Source organism: Acidiferrobacterales bacterium (assembly GCA_028820695.1).
Taxonomy (GTDB): Bacteria; Pseudomonadota; Gammaproteobacteria; order Arenicellales; family JAJDZL01; genus JAJDZL01.
Window position 1 is genome coordinate 32,781 of record JAPPIB010000049.1, and the last position, 18,316, is coordinate 51,096.

16 protein-coding genes are annotated in these 18,316 nt (G+C 53.1%); 11 read left to right on the forward strand and 5 right to left on the reverse strand.

Annotation, left to right across the window (positions count from 1 at the left end; genetic code table 11):
* Position 1: 1 nt before the first annotated feature.
* Positions 2-2,317, reverse strand: coding sequence for a heavy metal translocating P-type ATPase (locus OXI60_07875; protein MDE0309729.1), 2,316 nt, complete (start codon positions 2,315-2,317; stop codon positions 2-4).
* Between the two features lie 259 nt (positions 2,318-2,576).
* On the opposite strand from OXI60_07875, the gene OXI60_07880 reads away from it, so the two are divergent.
* The 8 genes from OXI60_07880 to OXI60_07915 are packed head-to-tail and all read left to right on the forward strand — an operon-like array spanning position 2,577 to position 10,335.
* Positions 2,577-3,056 carry an Rrf2 family transcriptional regulator gene (locus tag OXI60_07880; GenBank protein ID MDE0309730.1) on the forward strand — a complete coding sequence of 160 codons (480 nt, stop codon included), beginning with the start codon at positions 2,577-2,579 and terminating at the stop codon, positions 3,054-3,056.
* Between the two features lie 34 nt (positions 3,057-3,090).
* A complete protein-coding gene (sufB, locus tag OXI60_07885; protein MDE0309731.1) occupies positions 3,091-4,542 on the forward strand; it encodes a Fe-S cluster assembly protein SufB in 1,452 nt (483 codons plus the stop codon).
* A 60-nt stretch (positions 4,543-4,602) separates the two neighbouring features.
* Positions 4,603-5,361, forward strand: coding sequence for a Fe-S cluster assembly ATPase SufC (gene sufC / locus OXI60_07890; GenBank protein ID MDE0309732.1), 759 nt, complete (start codon positions 4,603-4,605; stop codon positions 5,359-5,361).
* Positions 5,358-6,719, forward strand: a complete 1,362-nt coding sequence (sufD, locus tag OXI60_07895; protein ID MDE0309733.1) for a Fe-S cluster assembly protein SufD — start codon at positions 5,358-5,360, stop codon at positions 6,717-6,719. Before sufC ends, sufD begins: the two co-directional genes overlap by 4 nt.
* Positions 6,716-7,984 carry a SufS family cysteine desulfurase gene (locus OXI60_07900; protein MDE0309734.1) on the forward strand — a complete coding sequence of 423 codons (1,269 nt, stop codon included), beginning with the start codon at positions 6,716-6,718 and terminating at the stop codon, positions 7,982-7,984. The genes sufD and OXI60_07900 overlap by 4 nt, the downstream gene beginning before the upstream one ends.
* Positions 7,984-8,433 (forward strand): SUF system NifU family Fe-S cluster assembly protein, encoded by a 450-nt coding sequence (locus OXI60_07905; GenBank protein ID MDE0309735.1) that lies wholly within the window; start codon positions 7,984-7,986, stop codon positions 8,431-8,433. Before OXI60_07900 ends, OXI60_07905 begins: the two co-directional genes overlap by 1 nt.
* Positions 8,411-8,875, forward strand: a complete 465-nt coding sequence (locus tag OXI60_07910) for an SUF system Fe-S cluster assembly protein (protein ID MDE0309736.1) — start codon at positions 8,411-8,413, stop codon at positions 8,873-8,875. The genes OXI60_07905 and OXI60_07910 overlap by 23 nt, the downstream gene beginning before the upstream one ends.
* A gap of 23 nt (positions 8,876-8,898) precedes the next feature.
* Positions 8,899-10,335: a CUAEP/CCAEP-tail radical SAM protein gene (locus OXI60_07915; GenBank protein ID MDE0309737.1), complete on the forward strand. Its 1,437-nt coding sequence runs from the start codon at positions 8,899-8,901 to the stop codon at positions 10,333-10,335.
* A gap of 26 nt (positions 10,336-10,361) precedes the next feature.
* Here the strand turns inward: OXI60_07915 and OXI60_07920 are convergent, their stop codons facing one another.
* Entirely contained in the window at positions 10,362-11,768 is a 1,407-nt protein-coding gene (locus OXI60_07920) for a S41 family peptidase (protein MDE0309738.1), read from the reverse strand.
* Between the two features lie 696 nt (positions 11,769-12,464).
* On the opposite strand from OXI60_07920, the gene OXI60_07925 reads away from it, so the two are divergent.
* The 3 genes from OXI60_07925 to OXI60_07935 all read left to right on the forward strand — a co-directional run bounded on the left by OXI60_07925 (position 12,465) and on the right by OXI60_07935 (position 15,065).
* Positions 12,465-12,884: a rhodanese-like domain-containing protein gene (locus tag OXI60_07925; protein MDE0309739.1), complete on the forward strand. Its 420-nt coding sequence runs from the start codon at positions 12,465-12,467 to the stop codon at positions 12,882-12,884.
* 123 nt (positions 12,885-13,007) lie between these two features.
* Entirely contained in the window at positions 13,008-13,799 is a 792-nt protein-coding gene (locus OXI60_07930) for an alpha/beta hydrolase (GenBank protein MDE0309740.1), read from the forward strand.
* A gap of 162 nt (positions 13,800-13,961) precedes the next feature.
* Positions 13,962-15,065, forward strand: a complete 1,104-nt coding sequence (locus OXI60_07935) for a mandelate racemase/muconate lactonizing enzyme family protein (GenBank protein MDE0309741.1) — start codon at positions 13,962-13,964, stop codon at positions 15,063-15,065.
* Positions 15,066-15,116: 51 nt separating this feature from the next.
* Here the strand turns inward: OXI60_07935 and OXI60_07940 are convergent, their stop codons facing one another.
* Genes OXI60_07940 through gpmA form a run of 3 tightly spaced genes read right to left on the reverse strand, consistent with a single transcriptional unit; the run spans position 15,117 to position 18,316 of the window.
* The gene (locus OXI60_07940; GenBank protein ID MDE0309742.1) at positions 15,117-16,235 is read right to left on the reverse strand and encodes a BMP family ABC transporter substrate-binding protein; all 1,119 of its coding nucleotides are present in this window, start codon (positions 16,233-16,235) and stop codon (positions 15,117-15,119) included.
* Between the two features lie 44 nt (positions 16,236-16,279).
* The gene (locus OXI60_07945) at positions 16,280-17,521 is read right to left on the reverse strand and encodes an NAD(P)/FAD-dependent oxidoreductase (GenBank protein ID MDE0309743.1); all 1,242 of its coding nucleotides are present in this window, start codon (positions 17,519-17,521) and stop codon (positions 16,280-16,282) included.
* Between the two features lie 45 nt (positions 17,522-17,566).
* Positions 17,567-18,316: a 2,3-diphosphoglycerate-dependent phosphoglycerate mutase gene (gene gpmA / locus OXI60_07950; protein ID MDE0309744.1), complete on the reverse strand. Its 750-nt coding sequence runs from the start codon at positions 18,314-18,316 to the stop codon at positions 17,567-17,569.

An 18,316-nucleotide genomic window follows, 5' to 3' on the forward strand; every position in this document is an offset into this window, starting at 1 on the left:
TCTATGGATTGCGGTTGCGCAGCCTGAGTGCGTTGGCGATCACCGAAACTGACGACAGGCTCATTGCCGCGGCGGCAATGACCGGCGAGAGCAGCCATCCGAAAAACGGAAAGAATACCCCGGCGGCAACGGGAACGCTGACAACGTTATAGGCAAAGGCAAAGAAAAGGTTTTGTCTGATATTGGCCATTGTCTTGCGCGCCAGCGAATGCGCCCGGACGATGCACTGCAGGTCGCCGTTGGGGATGGTGATGCCGGCACATTCCAGTGACACATCTGCACCGCCACCCATTGCGATACCGACATCCGCCTGTGCCAGTGCAGGGGCATCGTTGATTCCATCACCAGCCATCGCAATCTTGGCGCCATCGCGTTGCAGCTTCTTGACCAGCCCGAGTTTATTTTCCGGCAGAAGTTCAGCGTGTACGGTATCGATTCCACACTGTGCGGCTACCGCCTTCGCAGTCGCCTGACTGTCGCCGGTTGCCATGATGACTTCGATGCCGCTGGATTGAAGTGCCTGCACCGCGGCCGCGCTGGTAGGTTTCACAGGATCGGAAACTTCGAGCACGCCCGCGCAGGTGTTGTTGACGGCAAGATGGACTACCGTATTTGCACTGGCCGAGGCTTCTTTATGAATCCCCGGGTCCTCGTTTTTGATGCCGCGGTCCTGAAGAAAACGCAGGTTTCCGATCAGGATCCGATGATCGTCCACAGTGCCCTCGATTCCCATCCCGGGTGTCGCCTCAAAATCAACCACCACCCGGGGCTTGATGCCTCTTTCCTCAGCACATCTGACAATTGCTTCCGACAACGGATGCTCGCTTGACCGGGCCAGCGCCGCGACGCAAGACAGCACATCCACATCAAGTCCATCCAATGTCCTGACCTGGTTTACAACAGGCCTCCCTTCTGTCAGCGTCCCGGTCTTGTCGACGACCAGGGTCTGTATTTTCGGCAGAATTTCCAGCGCTTCGGCCTCCTTGACAAGAACACCATGCCTGACCGCCTGTCCCACCGCCACCATGACCGACATCGGTGTCGCCAGTCCAAGCGCGCAGGGACATGCAATAATCATGACCGAGACGAAAGCGATCAGGGCGAATGTGAATTTTGGCTCCGGTCCGATCAGGTTCCAAACCGCAAATGAGATCAAGGCAATCGCGATCACAATGGGAACAAACCAGCCGGCTACGGTATCAGCCAGCCTTTGGATCGGTGCCTGACTTCTTTGGGCCTTGCCAACCATTTGCACGATCTGTGACAGCGTACTGTCGCTGCGGGACCGTGCCACCTTCATCACAAACGAACCGGTACCGTTGAGCGTCCCGGCACGAACCGCATCGCCGACTGCTTTCTCTACAGGAATCGACTCGCCGGTGATTAATGACTCGTCGATGCCTGAGAATCCGCTGTGTATGACACCATCGAGCGGAATGCTGTCACCCGGGCGAATCTGCAGAAGGTCGTCAACCATGACCGTGTCAAGTTCGACCTCTTCGGTTTCACCATTCTCCTTCAGCCTGCTGGCCGTGGGCGGCATCAGACGCATCAATGCCCTGATCGCCCCAGCGGTTTTCTCGCGTCCTTTCAATTCCAGGATCTGACCGATCAGCACGAGCACGATAATCGCCGAAGCGACCTCGAAATACACGCCCAATTGCAATGTTTCCGCACCGACCAACGGCGAGAACACGGTGGGAAAAAGCACAAAGCAGACGCTTGCGATGTAGGCGACTGCCGTACCCAAAGAGATCAGGGTGAACATATTCAGTGAACGGTTGACGATCGAAGCCCAGCCGCGCTTGAAAAAAGGCATCCCGCAAAAAAGAACAACAGGCGTCGATAAGATCATTTGAAGCCAGTTTGATGTCTGGACCGAGATGAAGTCGTGAACTGGTATGCCGAGGTGCGGGCCCATGGCAATGACGATTACCGGCACGACGAACAACAAGCCTACCCGGAGTCTTGTGGTGAAGTCTACAAGCTCGGGATTCGGGCCGTCGTCGACCAGGGGTACATCCATAGGCTCGAGTGACATGCCGCAACTCGGGCAGTCGCCGGGGCCGACCTGAACGACTTCGGGGTGCATGGGACATGTGAACTTTGTACCCGGCGCAGTGTTGTCATGCTCGGCTCCGACCCCCTTGCCGAGACGGTCTCGATCCAGATACTTGGACGGATTTGAGGAGAATTTCGTCAGACAGCCGTTACAGCAAAACCAGTAGACGTGGCCTTCATGCTCAAAGCTGTGACTGGAACTCTCCGGATCGACCGACATGCCACAAACCGGATCCCTTGTAGTGTCAACTTTCACTGATTAGCTGATCAACTCATGCGTGGTATCTGACTGCGATTGAATGATAGCACAGCCACCGCGGAAGAACCTGAACCCCGAGCCCGTATGCCAGGTGTGTGCCGTGCCACTTGACGCACATGGGCGTCCGCAAGGGCTTGACGACTTGCAGCGGACACGAACCCGCCTCTTTTCGTTTGGGAATTATTTGCCGAACTTGACAAACAGCAATAAACCAAGTAAATTGGTTGGTAATTAATTTGCTGATCGGATTGTCTCGATGAAACTGACCACCAAAGGCCGCTACGCGGTGACCGCCATGATGGATCTGGCGTTACACCAGCCCGACCAGGACAGGGTATCGCTTAAGAGTATTGCTGAACACCAGGAAATTTCGATTGCATATCTCGAACAGTTGTTCGCGGGACTGAAAGCCAAGGGTCTTGTGAGTGGCGTACGGGGTCCCGGAGGCGGTTATCGGTTGACGAAACCGGCAGATGAGATTTCAATCTATGAGATAATCAGCGCCGTTGACGAATCGGTTGATGTAACCCGCTGTCACGGGCGGGAGGATTGCCAGGATGGAGAGATCTGTCTGACGCACGAGTTGTGGACTGAACTCAGTTCCCAGATTTCCGGCTTTCTTGATCAGCTGAAACTCGGCGAGATCATTCAGTCACAACGCGTTCGCGAAGTCTCAAGGCGACAATCGGCGCGATGCGAGTCGCTGCGGCACACCCAGCAAGTCGTCTTCAATTGAAACATGTAACAAACCAGATACCAGGGATCAAATCGTGAACGAATCTACTGCGGCCGATATCAGCGGTTTTGTCAAGCGGGAATATAAGGAAGGCTTCGTAACCGAAATTGAGTCGGATACGTTTGCACCAGGCCTCGACGAAGATGTCGTCAAGGCGCTGTCTGCCAAGAAAAATGAGCCTGATTTCATGCTCGAGTGGCGTCTGAAGGCGTATGCGAGATGGAAGAAAATGACCGAGCCGGTCTGGGCTCATGTCAACTACACTCCGATTGACTATCAGTCCATCAGTTATTACTCCGCGCCCAAGACCGATGCTGACCGACCCAAGAGTCTGGATGAGGTTGATCCGAAACTTCTCGAAACCTATGAGAAACTGGGCATCCCCCTGTCTGAACAGAAAATGCTCGCCGGTGTCGCGGTGGATGCTGTATTCGACAGTGTCTCAGTCGCTACGACCTTCAAGAAGACCCTGGCCGATGCAGGTGTGATTTTCTGTTCGTTTTCCGAGGCGGTCCAGGAACATCCGGACATTGTGCAAAAATATCTGGGATCAATCGTGCCATCCGGCGACAACTACTTTGCTGCCCTGAACTCGGCGGTATTCAGTGATGGATCTTTTGTCTATGTGCCGAAAGGTGTCCGCTGTCCGATGGAGTTGTCGACATACTTCCGAATCAACGCGATGAACACCGGACAATTCGAACGAACCCTGATTATTGCTGATGAGGGAAGTCATGTCAGTTATCTTGAGGGATGTACAGCTCCGATGCGGGATGAGAATCAGCTGCATGCCGCAGTGGTGGAACTGATCGCACTGAAGGATGCGGAAATCAAATACTCTACAGTACAGAACTGGTATCCGGGCGATGAGGAAGGTCGCGGCGGCATCTATAACTTCGTGACCAAGCGCGGTGCGTGCCGCGGCGAGAATGCAAAAATCTCGTGGACACAGGTGGAGACGGGATCGGCCATTACCTGGAAATACCCCAGTGTCATGCTTGAGGCTGACAATTCGGTCGGTGAGTTCTATTCGGTGGCTCTGACGAACAATTGCCAGCAGGCTGATACCGGGACAAAAATGGTCCATATCGGACGGAATACGTCCAGCACCATCATCTCCAAAGGCGTATCTGCAGGCCGCGGGCAAAATTCGTATCGCGGGCTGGTACGCATGTTGAAAGGCGCTGAGAATGCCCGCAACTATTCGCAGTGCGATTCGTTGCTGATGGGTGACCGGTGCGGAGCGCATACATTTCCATATATCGAGGTCAAGAATCCGACAGCAAAGGTCGAACATGAGGCGACCACCTCGCGAATCAGTGAGGATCAGATGTTTTACTGCCGCCAGCGCGGGTTGTCGGAAGAGGACTCGGTATCCATGATCGTGAACGGATTCTGCAAGGAGGTATTCAAGGAACTTCCGATGGAGTTTGCGGTCGAGGCGCAGAAACTGCTTGGCATCAGTCTCGAAGGCGCAGTCGGCTGATCGCCGACTGCAAATCAGCCGAACCACCTTTAACCATGTATGCTTAGGGAAAGAGAAATCATGCTCTCAATTGTTGATCTGAACGTTCAGATTGAAGAAAAGAATATTCTTGATGGAATCAATCTTGATGTCGCCGCCGGCGAGGTGCACGCTGTGATGGGCCCCAATGGGTCTGGAAAGAGCACTTTGGCCAACGTGATTACCGGCAAGGTTGAAGATGTGGAGCGGGGCAGCGTCACGTTCAACGGCGTGAACCTGTTGGAGCTCGACCCGGAAGAGCGTGCCCGCGAGGGGATTTTTCTTGCATTCCAGCATCCAATTGAGATTCCAGGGGTCAACAACATCTACCTGATCAAGGCAGCGGTCAACGCGATGCGCAAACATCGGGGAGAATCGGAGCTGGACGCGATCGATTTTCTCAAGGTTGTCCGTGAGAAAATGAAGTTGCTTGAGATCAATGAATCATTTCTGTATCGGTCCGTGAACGAGGGGTTCTCCGGGGGCGAGAAGAAACGAAATGAGATACTTCAGATGATGATGCTCGAGCCAAAGTTGGCGGTGATGGACGAAACCGATTCGGGACTTGATATCGATGCCCTGAAGATTGTTTCGAAAGGAGTCAACTCGCTTGCTGATGCAGGTCGGTCATGCATCATAATCACTCACTTTCCCAGGATTCTCGAGTACATCGTTCCGGATCACGTGCATGTTCTGGTCGGCGGTCGTATTGTGCGTTCCGGCGACAGGAACCTGGCTCACGAACTGGAACAGTTCGGTTACACCTGGGTGGTCGAGGAGACCGCGGCTGAAGTCGCATGAAAATCAGCCCGCTCGCCAACCATTTCGCTGAGCAGGGTCGGCGTCTTGCTCACAAATTACCCGGATCGTCAGTTGATTCGGTCGCCCAGCTGCGCAAGAGCGCGCTTGCCCGCTTCGAACTGACAGGGCTGCCGAGAATTACCGATGAACAGTGGCGATACACCAATATCCGCCTGCTGGAAAAACATCTGTTCGAACTGTCTCAATGTTCGCAGTCCAGTCCAGGCGATGTGGATATCAATCGATGGCGATTACCCGAAGCCGACACCTATCGGGCTGTTTTCCTGAACGGCTGGTTCAGTGCTGAGCTGTCCGATCTTGTGAATCTGCCGGATTCGGTCAGTGTCTTGAGCCTCGCTCAGATTCTGGATTCTTCAACCGATGCGGATTCTCATTGTTTCAAGTTCGCATTGCAGGAGTTGCAAACGATGTCAGCCAATGCGGAGCATGGTTTTGCCGCGTTGGGTGCGGGGTTGTCCGCGGATGGAGCGGTTGTTCGAGTCGATTCGGACGCTTCATTGGACAAACCACTGGAACTATTGTTTCTCAGTCAGGATGATGCCGATTCCCGATTCTGTAACGTCAACAGTTTCATTCACGCAGGCCGGGGTGCAAGACTCCAGTTGATCGAGCGGTATCTGTCGCTGGGCGACACGACCCACCTGACCAATTCCTCGGTTACGTTCAATCTGGAAGGAGACGCTCAGGTTGACCACTATCGGATCCAGAACGAGAGCGAGTCTGCATTCCACATCGGATCGGCGAAAACCCGTCAAAAGGACAGCAGCAGGTATCGGATTTTCTCGATCTCGCTCGGCGCCCGGCTCAATCGTCACGAAGTGACCCAGTCGCTGGACGGGGAACACGCTCACTGCGAACTGAAAGGGCTTTATATCGGCAAAGGCAACCAGCATATAGACAACTACACGACAATTGCACACGAATGCGCGGATGCGACCAGCGAAGAGTTCTATAAGGGCGTACTGGACGATCATGCCCGTTCCGTATTCCATGGACGCATTAAGGTTGCGCCCGGTGCACAGCATACCGACGCACAACAACAGAACAGAAATCTTCTGTTGTCGCGCAATGCTGAAGCCGATACCAAACCGCAACTTGAGATTTACGCCGATGATGTCAAATGCTCACATGGTGCGACAATCGGTCAGTTGGATGAGAATGCGGTCTTTTATCTGCGCTCGCGCGGTCTGACACAACAGCAGGCGAGAACAATGCTGACAGATGCCTTTGCGGCAGAAATCGTGCGAGAAATCGAACTTGACCCGGTACTGACGGAGGTGTCCAATCTGGTTCAGCAAAAGCTCAGCTCCGACCATCCAGTGCAGGAGGCAGCATGACGCAATCGACACTTACAGCTGATCGGGAACGCACAGCAAACGGCACCATTGATCCACACGCGATCCGCGAGCAGTTTCCGATCCTGAGCGAGATCGTCTACGGAAAAAATCTGGTCTATCTGGACAATGCCGCCAGTTCGCAAAAGCCCCTGGCAGTCACTGATGCACTGAATAGATACTATGCGTCGCAACATGCCAATGTCCATCGCGGGGTACATGCGTTGAGCGACCGTGCAACCGAGGCCTATGAAACCGCTCGCAGCCTTGCATGCCAGTTCGTAAACGCAGAGCATGCGAAGGAGATTATCTTTGTCAGAGGGACAACCGAGGGGTTGAATCTGGTTGCTTCCTCCTATGGCCGACAAACGCTCAGACCCGGGGATGAGATCCTGGTCAGCGAAATGGAGCATCACTCGAATATTGTGCCATGGCAGATTATCGCTGAACAGACTGGAAGCCGGGTGCGGATGATTCCGATGGACGACAGCGGGCAGATCATTCAGCAGGAGTATCTCGCCCTACTGAACGAGAATACCGCGATTGTCGCGATCACCTACGTTGCCAACTCTCTCGGAACCGTCAATCCAATCAAGCAGATGACACAGAGCGCTCACGAATTCGGTGCGGTTGTGGTTGTCGACGCCGCACAAGCGGCGCCGCATATTGAAATTGACGTCAGGGAACTGGGATGCGATTTTCTGACTTTATCGGGTCACAAGATGTACGGACCCACAGGAATCGGGATCCTCTATGGACGCGAGGAACTGCTTGAGGCGATGCCGCCCTATCAGGGTGGTGGCGAAATGATCAAGCGTGTGACATTTGCCGGTTCGGAATATGCCGACATTCCACATAAATTTGAAGCTGGAACACCGAATATTGCAGACAGTGTCGGATTTGGTGCGGCCGTGAAGTTTATGTGGAGTATCGGGTTTGATGCAATCGCGTCCCATGAGAACCAGTTGCTTGAATACTGTCACGAGCGTGCCGGGCAACACAGTGATATCCGGATATTCGGCCAGGCACCGCATAAATCCGGAGTATTCGCATTCGAGATGGATGGTATTCATGCGCACGACGTGGGAACCATCGTGGATCGTGATGGCGTTGCAATCCGAGTGGGACATCATTGTGCCATGCCGGTCATGAGGCATTTCAATGTCTCGGCAACCGCCAGGGCATCTTTTGCGGTCTACAATTCAATTGATGATATTGACCTTCTGTTTGACGCTCTGGATAAGGCGAGGGAACTGTTCAGGGGATGATGGACGATCTGAAAGCGCTTTACCAGGAAGTGATCATCGATCACAGCAGGAATCCTCGCAATTTCGGTTGCTTGGAGTCAGCGAATTGCTCAGCCGAAGGTGTCAATCCGCTTTGCGGGGATGAACTCACCTTGCAATGCCTGCTTGATGCGGATGATGTTATCCAGGAAATTCGATTCGTTGGCCACGGCTGTGCGATATCGGTTGCCTCGGCTTCGATCATGACCGAGATGATGCTCGGCATGTCAAAAACTGAAGCAGAGCAGCTCTTTGAAAGGTTTCATGCCAGGGTGACAGGTTGTGCCGATGGCGATTCGGTGGATATCGGGAAATTGGAGGTTCTGAGCGGTGTTCGTGAGTTTCCGACCCGCGTCAAATGTGCGACACTGGCGTGGCACACAGCAATCGCAGCAATCAACAGGACTGATGAACAGGTTACAACTGAGTAGCATGGCCGGCGACTACAACAATCAGACAGTCCGTTCCCAGAAAGTGGATTTCATCTCGGAATTTCTGAAAAGCTCAGACACCGACCGTTCCACTGACTCGGAGTCAACTAAGTCTGGCCAAGTTGAGCCAGTATCCGATGCTGTTTTTGCGGAACAGGTCATTGATGCGCTTCGCGGCGTTTATGATCCCGAGATTCCAGTGAATATTTACGATCTCGGCCTGATCTATGACGTCGATATCAGCGATGACAGGAAGGTGAGCATTCAGATGACCCTGACGACGCCCGGATGCCCCGTTGCGCAGACGTTTCCGGGTACTGTGGAATGTGCGGTCAGATGCGTCGAGGGTGTCGAAGATGCCACTGTCGAATTGGTCTGGGATCCGCCCTGGACCAAGGATCGCATGTCCGAGGATGCTCTGCTCAGTCTGGGGCTCCTATAGCCCGGTATCCTTCTGTTTCAGCCATGAAGGTCGTCCTGATCAGTCCGTACGAGATTGGACGGCAGCCGTTTGCGTTGGCTCAGCCTGCCGCCTGGCTGGCGCGCGACGGATTTGACGTCGATTGCATCGACCTGTCCATTGAACCCTTTCAGGCCGAGTCGGTCAACGGGGCTCAAGTGGTTGCGTTTCACCTTGCCATGCATACAGGTGCGCGGCTGGCAGCCGAACTGATCCCGCAAGTTGTGGCGAACCACTCGGACGCGGCGCTCTGTGTTTATGGTTTGTATGCCCCGGTCAATGACGAGTTTTTTCGTTCGCTTGGTTGTGAGTTTGTATTTGGCGGGGAAGCGGAGTCAGACATTCTGGCGTTGTGTCGGGCAGTGCGGGACACCGGTTCGCTGTCGGAATTGCGCGAGACCCGCAGGTCGCTGGATAAACTGGTTTTTGTCCGCCCGCTTCGTTCCCTGCTCCCCGAATTGGACCAGTATTCCTACCTCACCTGTGCGGACGGTACTGAGAAAACGACGGGTTTTGTCGAGGCCAGTCGAGGATGCAGACATCTTTGTCGTCACTGCCCGGTGGTACCGGTTTACTCAGGCACCTTCCGAGTTGTTTCCACGGATGTGGTGCTTGAGGACATCCGGCAGCAGATCGATGCCGGTGCCCAACACATTTCATTTGGCGATCCGGATTTTCTTAACGGGCCGGGTCACGCCCGAAGAATCATTGATCGATTTCAGCAAGAATATCCGGGCATGACCTGGGATGCGACAGTCAAGATTGAGCATCTGCTTCGATACGAGGATCTCGTTGGCAGATTTTCAGAGCAGAACTGTCTTTTCATCACCAGTGCTGTGGAGTCTGTAGAAAACGATGTACTGGAAAAACTGGACAAGGGTCACACGGCCGAGGACTTTCGAAGCGCACTTCATCTGTTGAGGCGTCTCGGTATCTCCATGCATCCTACGTTCGTACCCTTTACGCCTTGGACCACTTCAGGGGGATACCTGGAATTGCTGCGTCAGATTGTTGAGCTTGAGTTGATCAATGGCGTAGCGCCTGTGCAATTGAGTATCCGTCTGTTACTGCCTCGAGGTTCGAGTCTGGTGGACTCGGAAGATCGGGATGAGTGGCTGGGTCCGTTCAACCCGAAGATGCTTGGATACGATTGGAGGCATCGCGATTCACGTGTGGATGAGCTTCAGGCAATAGTCCAGGAGTGGGTGATTGGCGCTCAGGACGACAACCTGACCCGAATGGATATATTCGCGGGCATCTGGACGGCCGCGCATCAATTCGTTGAGGGAAGGGTGCCGGAACTGATGCGTGCGGCGGGGCGATCTGTCCCACAGATGTCGGAACCTTGGTACTGCTGTGCCGAACCGACAGAGAATCTCAGGAAAAAGACAACGAAGCCCGTTGGTCCCGAATCACTGGACGAATCACGCCTGACTGCGTGAGATGGCACTCGAGTGACAGCTGATTGTCAGCTGCTGAAACTGCCGGAAATTCGAAGTCCCTTGAGTAGATTGAGCGCCTGAAGCAACTGATAGTCGCGTTTGACAGCCGGGTTGACCTGAGTTGACGGCAGCTGGTTGTCAAGTTCATCAGGAGAGACGGCATTTTCGTTCTCCAGTGAATCTTCCAGATTTGATTCACGGAATGTCATTGACTCATTTTGCTCGTCGGGTTCTTCGACCTCGCGCCATTCAACAGTGATGTCGGGAACTATGCCGGAAGCCTGAATCGAGCGATTGTTCGGTGTGTAATACCGATCGGTTGTCAGCTTGAGTGCCGTATCTTCGTTGAGGCGGACGATGGTCTGAACGGAACCCTTGCCGAAAGTATTCTCGCCCATGATGATCGCACGTTTGTGGTCTTGAAGTGCGCCTGCAACAATCTCAGAAGCCGAAGCCGATCCCTCGTTGACCAAAACGACCAGCGGAACCCCCTCGATGGCATCGCCCGGCGTAGAGCGAAACTCACTGACATGCCTGTTGTTTCGACTCCTGGTGCTGACGATCAGTCCATTGTCGATGAAGACATCCGATACGCCGACCGCGCTGTGCAATTCGCCCCCTGGATTGTTGCGCAAATCCATGACCAGACCGTCAAGAGAAATTGAATCGGTGATCAGTTTCTTGATCTGTATTCGTGTCAGTTCCGGTGTAGTAGTCTGAAATTGGGTTATGCGAAGGTAGCCGAATCCGGGTTCAAGAATGAAACTATGGACACTCTTGATTCGTATTACGGCTCGTGTCAGTGTGAATTCCAAAGGTACGTCAACGCCTTGCCGAAGAACAATCAGGGTAATATCGGTTCCCGGCTGGCCTCGCATCGAGTTCACAGCTTCTATCAGATTCATTCGCGATGTCAGATGATCATCGAGCTGGATGATCAGATCACCGGGCAAGATGCCTGCATCAAAAGCTGGTGTTCCGTCTATCGGAGAAATGACCCGGATGCCACCGTTCTCCTTGGTCACCTCTATACCGAGTCCACCATAGCGACCGGTCGTCTCGGTTTCCACATCGGACATTTCCTGTGAGTCCAGCAGCGCGGAATGCGGGTCAAGCCCTTCGACCATTCCCTCAATTGCGTTTCTCAGCAGTTCCTCGTCTGTAACTTCCTCGACATAATTGTTCTTGATCGTCTCGAATACACGGGCGAAAGTGCTGATTGAATCCAAAGGCAGAGGCGAGATACCACTGTGTCCGACTGTGTTCTGGGCTGTTGAAGCCAGTGGCAGCAGCGATAGTGCAAGAACAGTTGCTGTGAGTGGTTTGACTAATTTTTTTCGGATTGTCATGGCACTGTAACGTTGGTGTGGAATTGTGTCACGCGGAGAACAATCGGGCACGCTTTCCCGGGCGGGATGATTATTTGTGAGCAAGTGCATCCATCCTTGTGGCAATCTGTATATAGAATAGCAAATGCTGAATTGTTTGTCAGATTAATTGTTGTCCCTAAATCCGCTTTAGAGAAGTCAAAATCAAGACTGGCCCTGTCGGTATAAAGGCTTAGAAACCAAACCCGTTCCACCCATTGGGTGAAACATAACCAAAACACAGGAGATATTGCTAAAAGGAGTGCGTGAGGGGGCGGCCGTCTTCAAGCATCTGCCTGGCCGGTTGAATTGCAGTTCACCTCGATTCCATTTTTGAACCTTACTCCTTCGATCACCTTGCCCAACTCCCTGAATCTGCGCCGTCGAACGCCGTCTTGGCGAGGGCGGACTGATGCCGCTGAAATCGAAAGACGAGGTCAGGCTGACGAGACCTAGGAGCTGTTTTTCGATCTGGCAGGATTTTCTGAGACCTTCATTTGTTTTGTGAGATGCATTGTGGAGTCCGTGCCCGGTCGCTTGATTTGTGATTGTACCAGGTAGGCTCTTGGCTATAATCAGTGTCCTGATCAAAAGATGGAACCGGCGATACTGCATTCAGCATGAACAGCAAGGCAGCCGCAAATGGTCGCGGATGACTTCAAGAGGTTGGAGTGCCACCAAGATTGGTGGTTTTACTGTCTGAATCGTCCCCGCATCAACCGGACACGGTTCATTGGGCTACTTTCCGAAATGGGATGATCAATGGAATATATTGAGTTTGTCAAAATCAATTGGCACTTGTTTGTCGCACTCGTCGCAGTGGTCGCATTGCTTGCTTTCGAACCGCTTCGTAAACGCACTGCAGGAGTTGCATCTGTGTTGCCCCACGATCTTCCCCGTATCATGAAAAAAGAAAAGGTGATCATCGTTGATGTTTCGGATACAAAGGAGTTTGAGACGGGACGCATTCCCAAAGCAAGGAACATTCCCCTAAGTCGAATCGAATCTGATATCAATACATTGACCAAATTCAGATCGCGTCCCATCGTGGTGGTTTGCCGTATCGGAAATCGAAGCGGTAAAGCCGCAAGCATGCTGAAAAAGCACGATTTTTCGGATGTAAGGACACTGAAAGGTGGTTTTACCGCCTGGGCCAAGGAAAATCTTCCGGTGGAAAAGTGATTCCCCGTTGAACTGTTCTTGATCCCCCACCGTTACAAACCGAATTCTCGCTGAACCTGGAACTTATCGCACCGTCGCGTTGAAACGCTTCCGTATCAATCAAGAATTTACGCTCGACACACCATGCTCGCCAATGTAGGAAACATCCAGATCCACTACGAAATTTCGGGGAATACCCGAGGTCCAGTGGTTGCAGTGAGCCATTCCCTGGCGTCCAGCGGCATCATGTGGAAGACCCAGTTGCCGTTGTTGGAGCCGGATTATCTGGTGATCAGAATCGATACCCGCGGGCACGGAGGTTCTTCTGCACCGGATGCCCAATACGCAATGGATGAACTCGTAGATGATGCCGTAGGACTTCTCGACAAGCTCGAAATTGAGCGATTTCACTGGGTTGGCCTTTCGATGGGCGGGATGATCGGCCAGGGAATCGGCATCCGTCACCCGGACCGGCTTCTGAGTCTGAGTTTGTGCGATACGATGGCACGAGTGCCGCAAGAGATGTTGCCGGTATGGGAGAAGCGAGTCGAAACCAGTGAAAGGTTTGGAATGAAGTCCATGGTTGACCCTGCAATGGAGCGCTGGTTCACCGAGCGATATCGTAACCAGCCCCCGACACGGGAGTTTGAGGAAATCAGACAGCAGGTTCTCGATACACCACTTTCGGGGTTTATCGGGTGCTGTCACGCGATCATGAACTTCAATTTTCTTGACGATCTGAAACATGTCCGAACACCGACGCATATTATCGTAGGTGATCAGGATGCAGCCACCCCGGTCAGCGAATCAAAGGCCATGCACGAACGTATTCAGGATTCGACACTTGAGATTATCGAAGGTGCCGCACATTTTTCCAATGTCGAACAGTCTGGGGCATTTAACCGATCTCTTTCCGCGTTTCTTGCCCAACACTGATCAGAGCATTCATTGTTGATCTTGCAAAACCGCGACACCGTGATGTGTTGTTTTGTGTCTGGAAAATTCTTAAGCCTGGAGCGTCCAGTTCCAAACGTTGATCTTTCGTCGGTCTGGGGTTCACTGACACCGAACCGCAGCCGCGCAGCGGGGTGAGGCAGGATGAAAATAAAAAAGATCTCCGTCTATCAAGTTGATCTTCCAATGAAAGAAGGTGCGTACAGCTGGTCGAACCAATCGTATTCCGCTTTCGATAGCACCATCGTGATCATCGATACCGATGAAGGGATATCAGGTGCCGGTGAAACCTGTCCGCTGGGCGCGGCATATCTTCCCGCCTATGCACAAGGTGCAAGGGCAGGCATTGCACAGTTGGCACCGGATCTCATCGGCGAAAATCCACTGGAACTCGGTGCGATCAATGATCGGATGGACTCGTTGCTGAAAGGACACCCGTACGTAAAGTCTGCGGTTGACATGGCCTGTTGGGACATTTTGGGGAAGGCGACCGATCAACCGGTTTACCGTCTTTTAGGTGGCATGCGTCAGGACAAGGTGAAGCTGTTCAAGGTGGTCAGCCGTCAGCAGCCGGACGCGATGGCGGCGAAGTTGAATGACTACCAGACGCAGGGTTTCACACAGTTTCAGATGAAAGTCGGCGAGGACGCGGATGTGGACATCGAACGAATTTTCGCAGTCTCAGAGCAACTGATCCCAGGCAATGTGCTCAACGCAGATGCAAATACCGGTTGGCGGCAGCACGATGCGATTCGCGTCGTCAGGGCGGTTCGGGATGTTGACCTGTATCTGGAGCAGCCATGCCTGAGCTATGAACAATGCCTTGCGGTTCGCAAGCATTGTGACCATCCGATGATCCTGGATGAGTGTATGGATAGCATGGAGATCGTGATTCGAGGCTGGCAGGAAAGCGCGATGGATGCCATCAATCTGAAGATTAACCGAGTGGGCGGCTTGTGGAAAGCCTCTCAGTTCAGGGACCTGTGTCTGAATCTCGGAATCATCATGACTGTAGAGGACTCCTGGGGTGGTGAGATCGCGACTGCAGCCATCGCGCATCTGGCGCATACGCTTCCGAAAGAGTTTCACTTCCAGTCATCCGCTTTTCACGAGTATACGCATACGCAAATCGCCCAGGGTGCGCCGGTGATGGAGGGTGACTACATGTCTGCCTCGTCCCGACCAGGACTGGGCGTCGAGCCGAATCTGGATGTTCTGGGTGAGCCGATCCATGTCATCGGCGGTTGACGATGCAAAGGATACCGGGTCTATACCCCGTTCCGGGTATTGCTGACTGACTCAGTATAGGCGTACGCCTTCGACATACCAGTTCATATCGTGTAATTCGGTGTCACTGAGCACTTTGGAGTCCGGTACTGCCAAATCGCCCTGAATTCCGTTGATTGGTCCTGCAAAAGGGTGCAGTTTTCCAGACCGGACTTGGTTTTCCATAGTTTGGACGAACTCAATGACATCTGGACTGATCTGTGCCTTGTTGTAGTGGGTCAACTTTGTTGTCGGTCCAAACTTTCCACCCCAGTTTTGAATCGGCTCCCAGGAGCCATCAAGCATCGCATCGACGCGATGGATGTAATACTGACCCCAATCGTTCGCGATGGTTGCCAGATGGGCATTCGGAGCCACGAAAGTCATGTCGGACGCTTTCCCGAATCCCCAGATACCGTGTTGTTCAGCAACAACCAGTGCACGTTGAGCGTTGGTATGGGTGATCAATACGTCGGCACCTTCCGAGATCAGGAATAGCGCGGCGTCTATTTCCAGTTCCGGATCGGACCAAGAGTTGATATAGAGCGCCAGCACTTCGCTGTCCGGACTGACTCGTTTCGCACCCAATGCGACCGAGTTGATGCCGCGGACAACTTCGGGTATCGGGACAGATCCTATGTATCCGATTTTTCCTGTCGACGACATCTTGGCGGCCAATGCTCCAGCGGCGAATCGTCCCTCGTAGAATCGCGCAGAATATGTTGATACGTTTTGCGCGATTGTGCTGCCTGTGCATATTTCAAATGCCACATCCGGATACTGTTTTGCGTAGCGGTGCAGCAGATCGGAGTATTCATATGCCAGGCCGAAAATCATTTTGTATCCGTCTTCGAGCATGTTTTGCAAGACGGCCTCCACAGTTGATTCGTCAGCGTTGTTTTCGGCGTAGACAGCGGTTCGAATTCTTTCGCCGAAATGCTTTTCGAGTTCCATTCGTCCCAGATCGTGACTGTATGTCCAGCCAAACGGCCCGATCTCGCTAGCGGAGATAAACCCAATTTTGAGTGGCTTTTCTGAAGCTTGGACCAGCGGGGACAAACCAAGGAACAATACCGCGGCTAAAACAATGAAGAAGGCGTACCGGACAATTGCGGCGGATGCGAACTCAATCGCGCTGGATAACTTTTTCATGATCTTCCCTAATCTGATGTGGATCTTTACATGATAGACAAAAACTACTCCAGTATCCCCGAAACCCGCTGGGCGGTTTCCCTTCCTGACAGATGCGCACCGGCGACTGACGCGAACATGGTTTGATGACAAGCCTCTCCGGCGAAGAAAATTCGGTCAGCAACAGGTTCACGCAAGACATCTCGCAAATGAAACGCGCCTGGTCGAGCTGAGGCGTAGGACCCTTCAGTCAAGGGATCTGTTGACCAGGAGGATGCGGACCCCTTGACGAACAGCTGATCAATCTCACCACCGAACACTGAGCGCAACCGATCAAGCGCGAAGTCTATCCGGTCTGCCTCCGCTAGACCGGATAGATCACGGGCGAGCCGCCCGCCGACATCAAAATATGTCAGTGCGCTGCCAGACACATTGGCTGACGCACCGAACGTACCATCCTGTCGATCTGCCAGATTCAACACGTACGTGTCCGGACTCAGTCCGGCGATCGGTGTTGAGAACTCAAGCCAGATGTGTTCGTAATTGCCCATGGATATTGAATCAAAAGAATCCTGTTTTTCCGCTGCGAGCGCCGGTCTGAATGCAATCGCACCGGATGCGAGCACACCTGTGGACACTGTAACTATGATTGCCTTTGAGCGCAGTTCTCCCTTGTTCGTGGAGACCCGCAATCGTTTCCCGCTCCAGTCGATCGTGCTGACCGTCGTATCCAGTGCAACGGGAAGTCCGGTGCCGTAGTGTTCAACCAGGGTGCCGAAACCTTCTCGGCAAAACCAGTCCACACTGTCCTTCATTGACACATAATCCAAAACAGACAATCGATCAAGTTCCTTTCCCATGGTCCATGGACCGAGAATGTATCCGGCCATCGAGGTCAAAGGGTGGTCGACGTCTTTGGTCGCGTCACTTAACGAGACATCCATTCCAGCGGCAGCGGACTTCTCAATCGCCCGCTCCATCAATCTCAGAATCTCAGGGATCCGTTCAGTTCCGTTGTCGACCGCATGGCCGCGGTCGTACAAGGCAACGTTCAGATTGTCGCGATAGATGTCGAAACCGTTGCGCTCGCCGTAGTGCTTGTAGAAATTGTCGGATCCGTAGTGCAGCCAGTGCGCACCCATATCGCAGGGGATGCAGAAGGTATCCTGATCGGTCCACACCCGTCCGCCGATTCGACTGGATGCTTCCAGTACTGTGATCTCGTAGCCTTGTGCGATCAGCGCATGGGCCGCTGAGATTCCAGCCGCTCCGGCACCCACGATCACAACGTCGGGACAGTCGATCATGCTGTGTGCTGAACGGATTGCAAAATATCAGAACTTGAGGTTTTGTTACGGATTGGAGGTCTGGGTCTGGTTACGGACTTCCGTGATGAACTTTTCGAGTGTGGCATCGTCCGCCAGATAGAAATGCCGGATCGGAAAAAGATCCGGGTCCAGGTGATACACCAGCGCGATTCCGGTCGGAATATTCAGCGTTGTGATTTCCTCATCGGAGATATTGTCCAGATATTTCACCAGTGCGCGCAAACTGTTTCCGTGCGCCACGATCAAGATTCTCTTTCCTGACAGAATCTGATGCATGACGGAGTTGTTCCAGTATCTTACAACTCTTGTGTAGGTGTCCGCCAGTGACTCTGTTGCGGGTACAGCATCGAGATGAGCGTATTTGGGATCGGCTTTGAGTTCATTCCATTGCGGCTGTGCAAGTTCCGGCGGTCGTATCGAATACCCGCGTCGCCATCGATGTACCTGTTCCGGTCCATGCATCTGCACCATTTCCGCTTTATTGAGCCCCTGCAGTGCACCATAGTGCCGTTCGTTGAGGTGCCAGTCGCGCTGCACCGGGATGTCTGTCTGGCCAAGTTGCTGCAATACCTCGGATAAGGTATCGATCGAGCGGCGAAGGACCGAAGTCAAGGCCAGGTCGAACTGATAATTCTCCTGCTTCAGTGCGATTCCGGCACTACGCGCTTCCTCCACACCCCGCGGTGAGAGGCCTACGTCAACCCATCCTGTAAAGCGGTTCTCAAGATTCCATTCACTTTGTCCGTGACGAAGCAATACGAGTTCAAATGTCAT

What these genes read in the sequence shown, in the direction of transcription:
- OXI60_07915 (MDE0309737.1), top strand. Translation starts at nt 8,899, where the DNA reads ATGAAGGTCGTCCTGATCAGTCCGTACGAGATTGGACGGCAGCCGTTT.
- OXI60_07930 (MDE0309740.1), top strand. Translation starts at nt 13,008, where the DNA reads ATGCTCGCCAATGTAGGAAACATCCAGATCCACTACGAAATTTCGGGG.
- OXI60_07935 (MDE0309741.1), top strand. Translation starts at nt 13,962, where the DNA reads ATGAAAATAAAAAAGATCTCCGTCTATCAAGTTGATCTTCCAATGAAA.
- OXI60_07905 (MDE0309735.1), top strand. Translation starts at nt 7,984, where the DNA reads ATGGACGATCTGAAAGCGCTTTACCAGGAAGTGATCATCGATCACAGC.
- OXI60_07925 (MDE0309739.1), top strand. Translation starts at nt 12,465, where the DNA reads ATGGAATATATTGAGTTTGTCAAAATCAATTGGCACTTGTTTGTCGCA.
- OXI60_07940 (MDE0309742.1), bottom strand. Translation starts at nt 16,235, where the DNA reads ATGAAAAAGTTATCCAGCGCGATTGAGTTCGCATCCGCCGCAATTGTC.
- OXI60_07945 (MDE0309743.1), bottom strand. Translation starts at nt 17,521, where the DNA reads ATGATCGACTGTCCCGACGTTGTGATCGTGGGTGCCGGAGCGGCTGGA.
- sufC (MDE0309732.1), top strand. Translation starts at nt 4,603, where the DNA reads ATGCTCTCAATTGTTGATCTGAACGTTCAGATTGAAGAAAAGAATATT.
- OXI60_07900 (MDE0309734.1), top strand. Translation starts at nt 6,716, where the DNA reads ATGACGCAATCGACACTTACAGCTGATCGGGAACGCACAGCAAACGGC.
- gpmA (MDE0309744.1), bottom strand. Translation starts at nt 18,316, where the DNA reads ATGACATTTGAACTCGTATTGCTTCGTCACGGACAAAGTGAATGGAAT.
- OXI60_07880 (MDE0309730.1), top strand. Translation starts at nt 2,577, where the DNA reads ATGAAACTGACCACCAAAGGCCGCTACGCGGTGACCGCCATGATGGAT.
- sufD (MDE0309733.1), top strand. Translation starts at nt 5,358, where the DNA reads ATGAAAATCAGCCCGCTCGCCAACCATTTCGCTGAGCAGGGTCGGCGT.
- OXI60_07910 (MDE0309736.1), top strand. Translation starts at nt 8,411, where the DNA reads ATGAACAGGTTACAACTGAGTAGCATGGCCGGCGACTACAACAATCAG.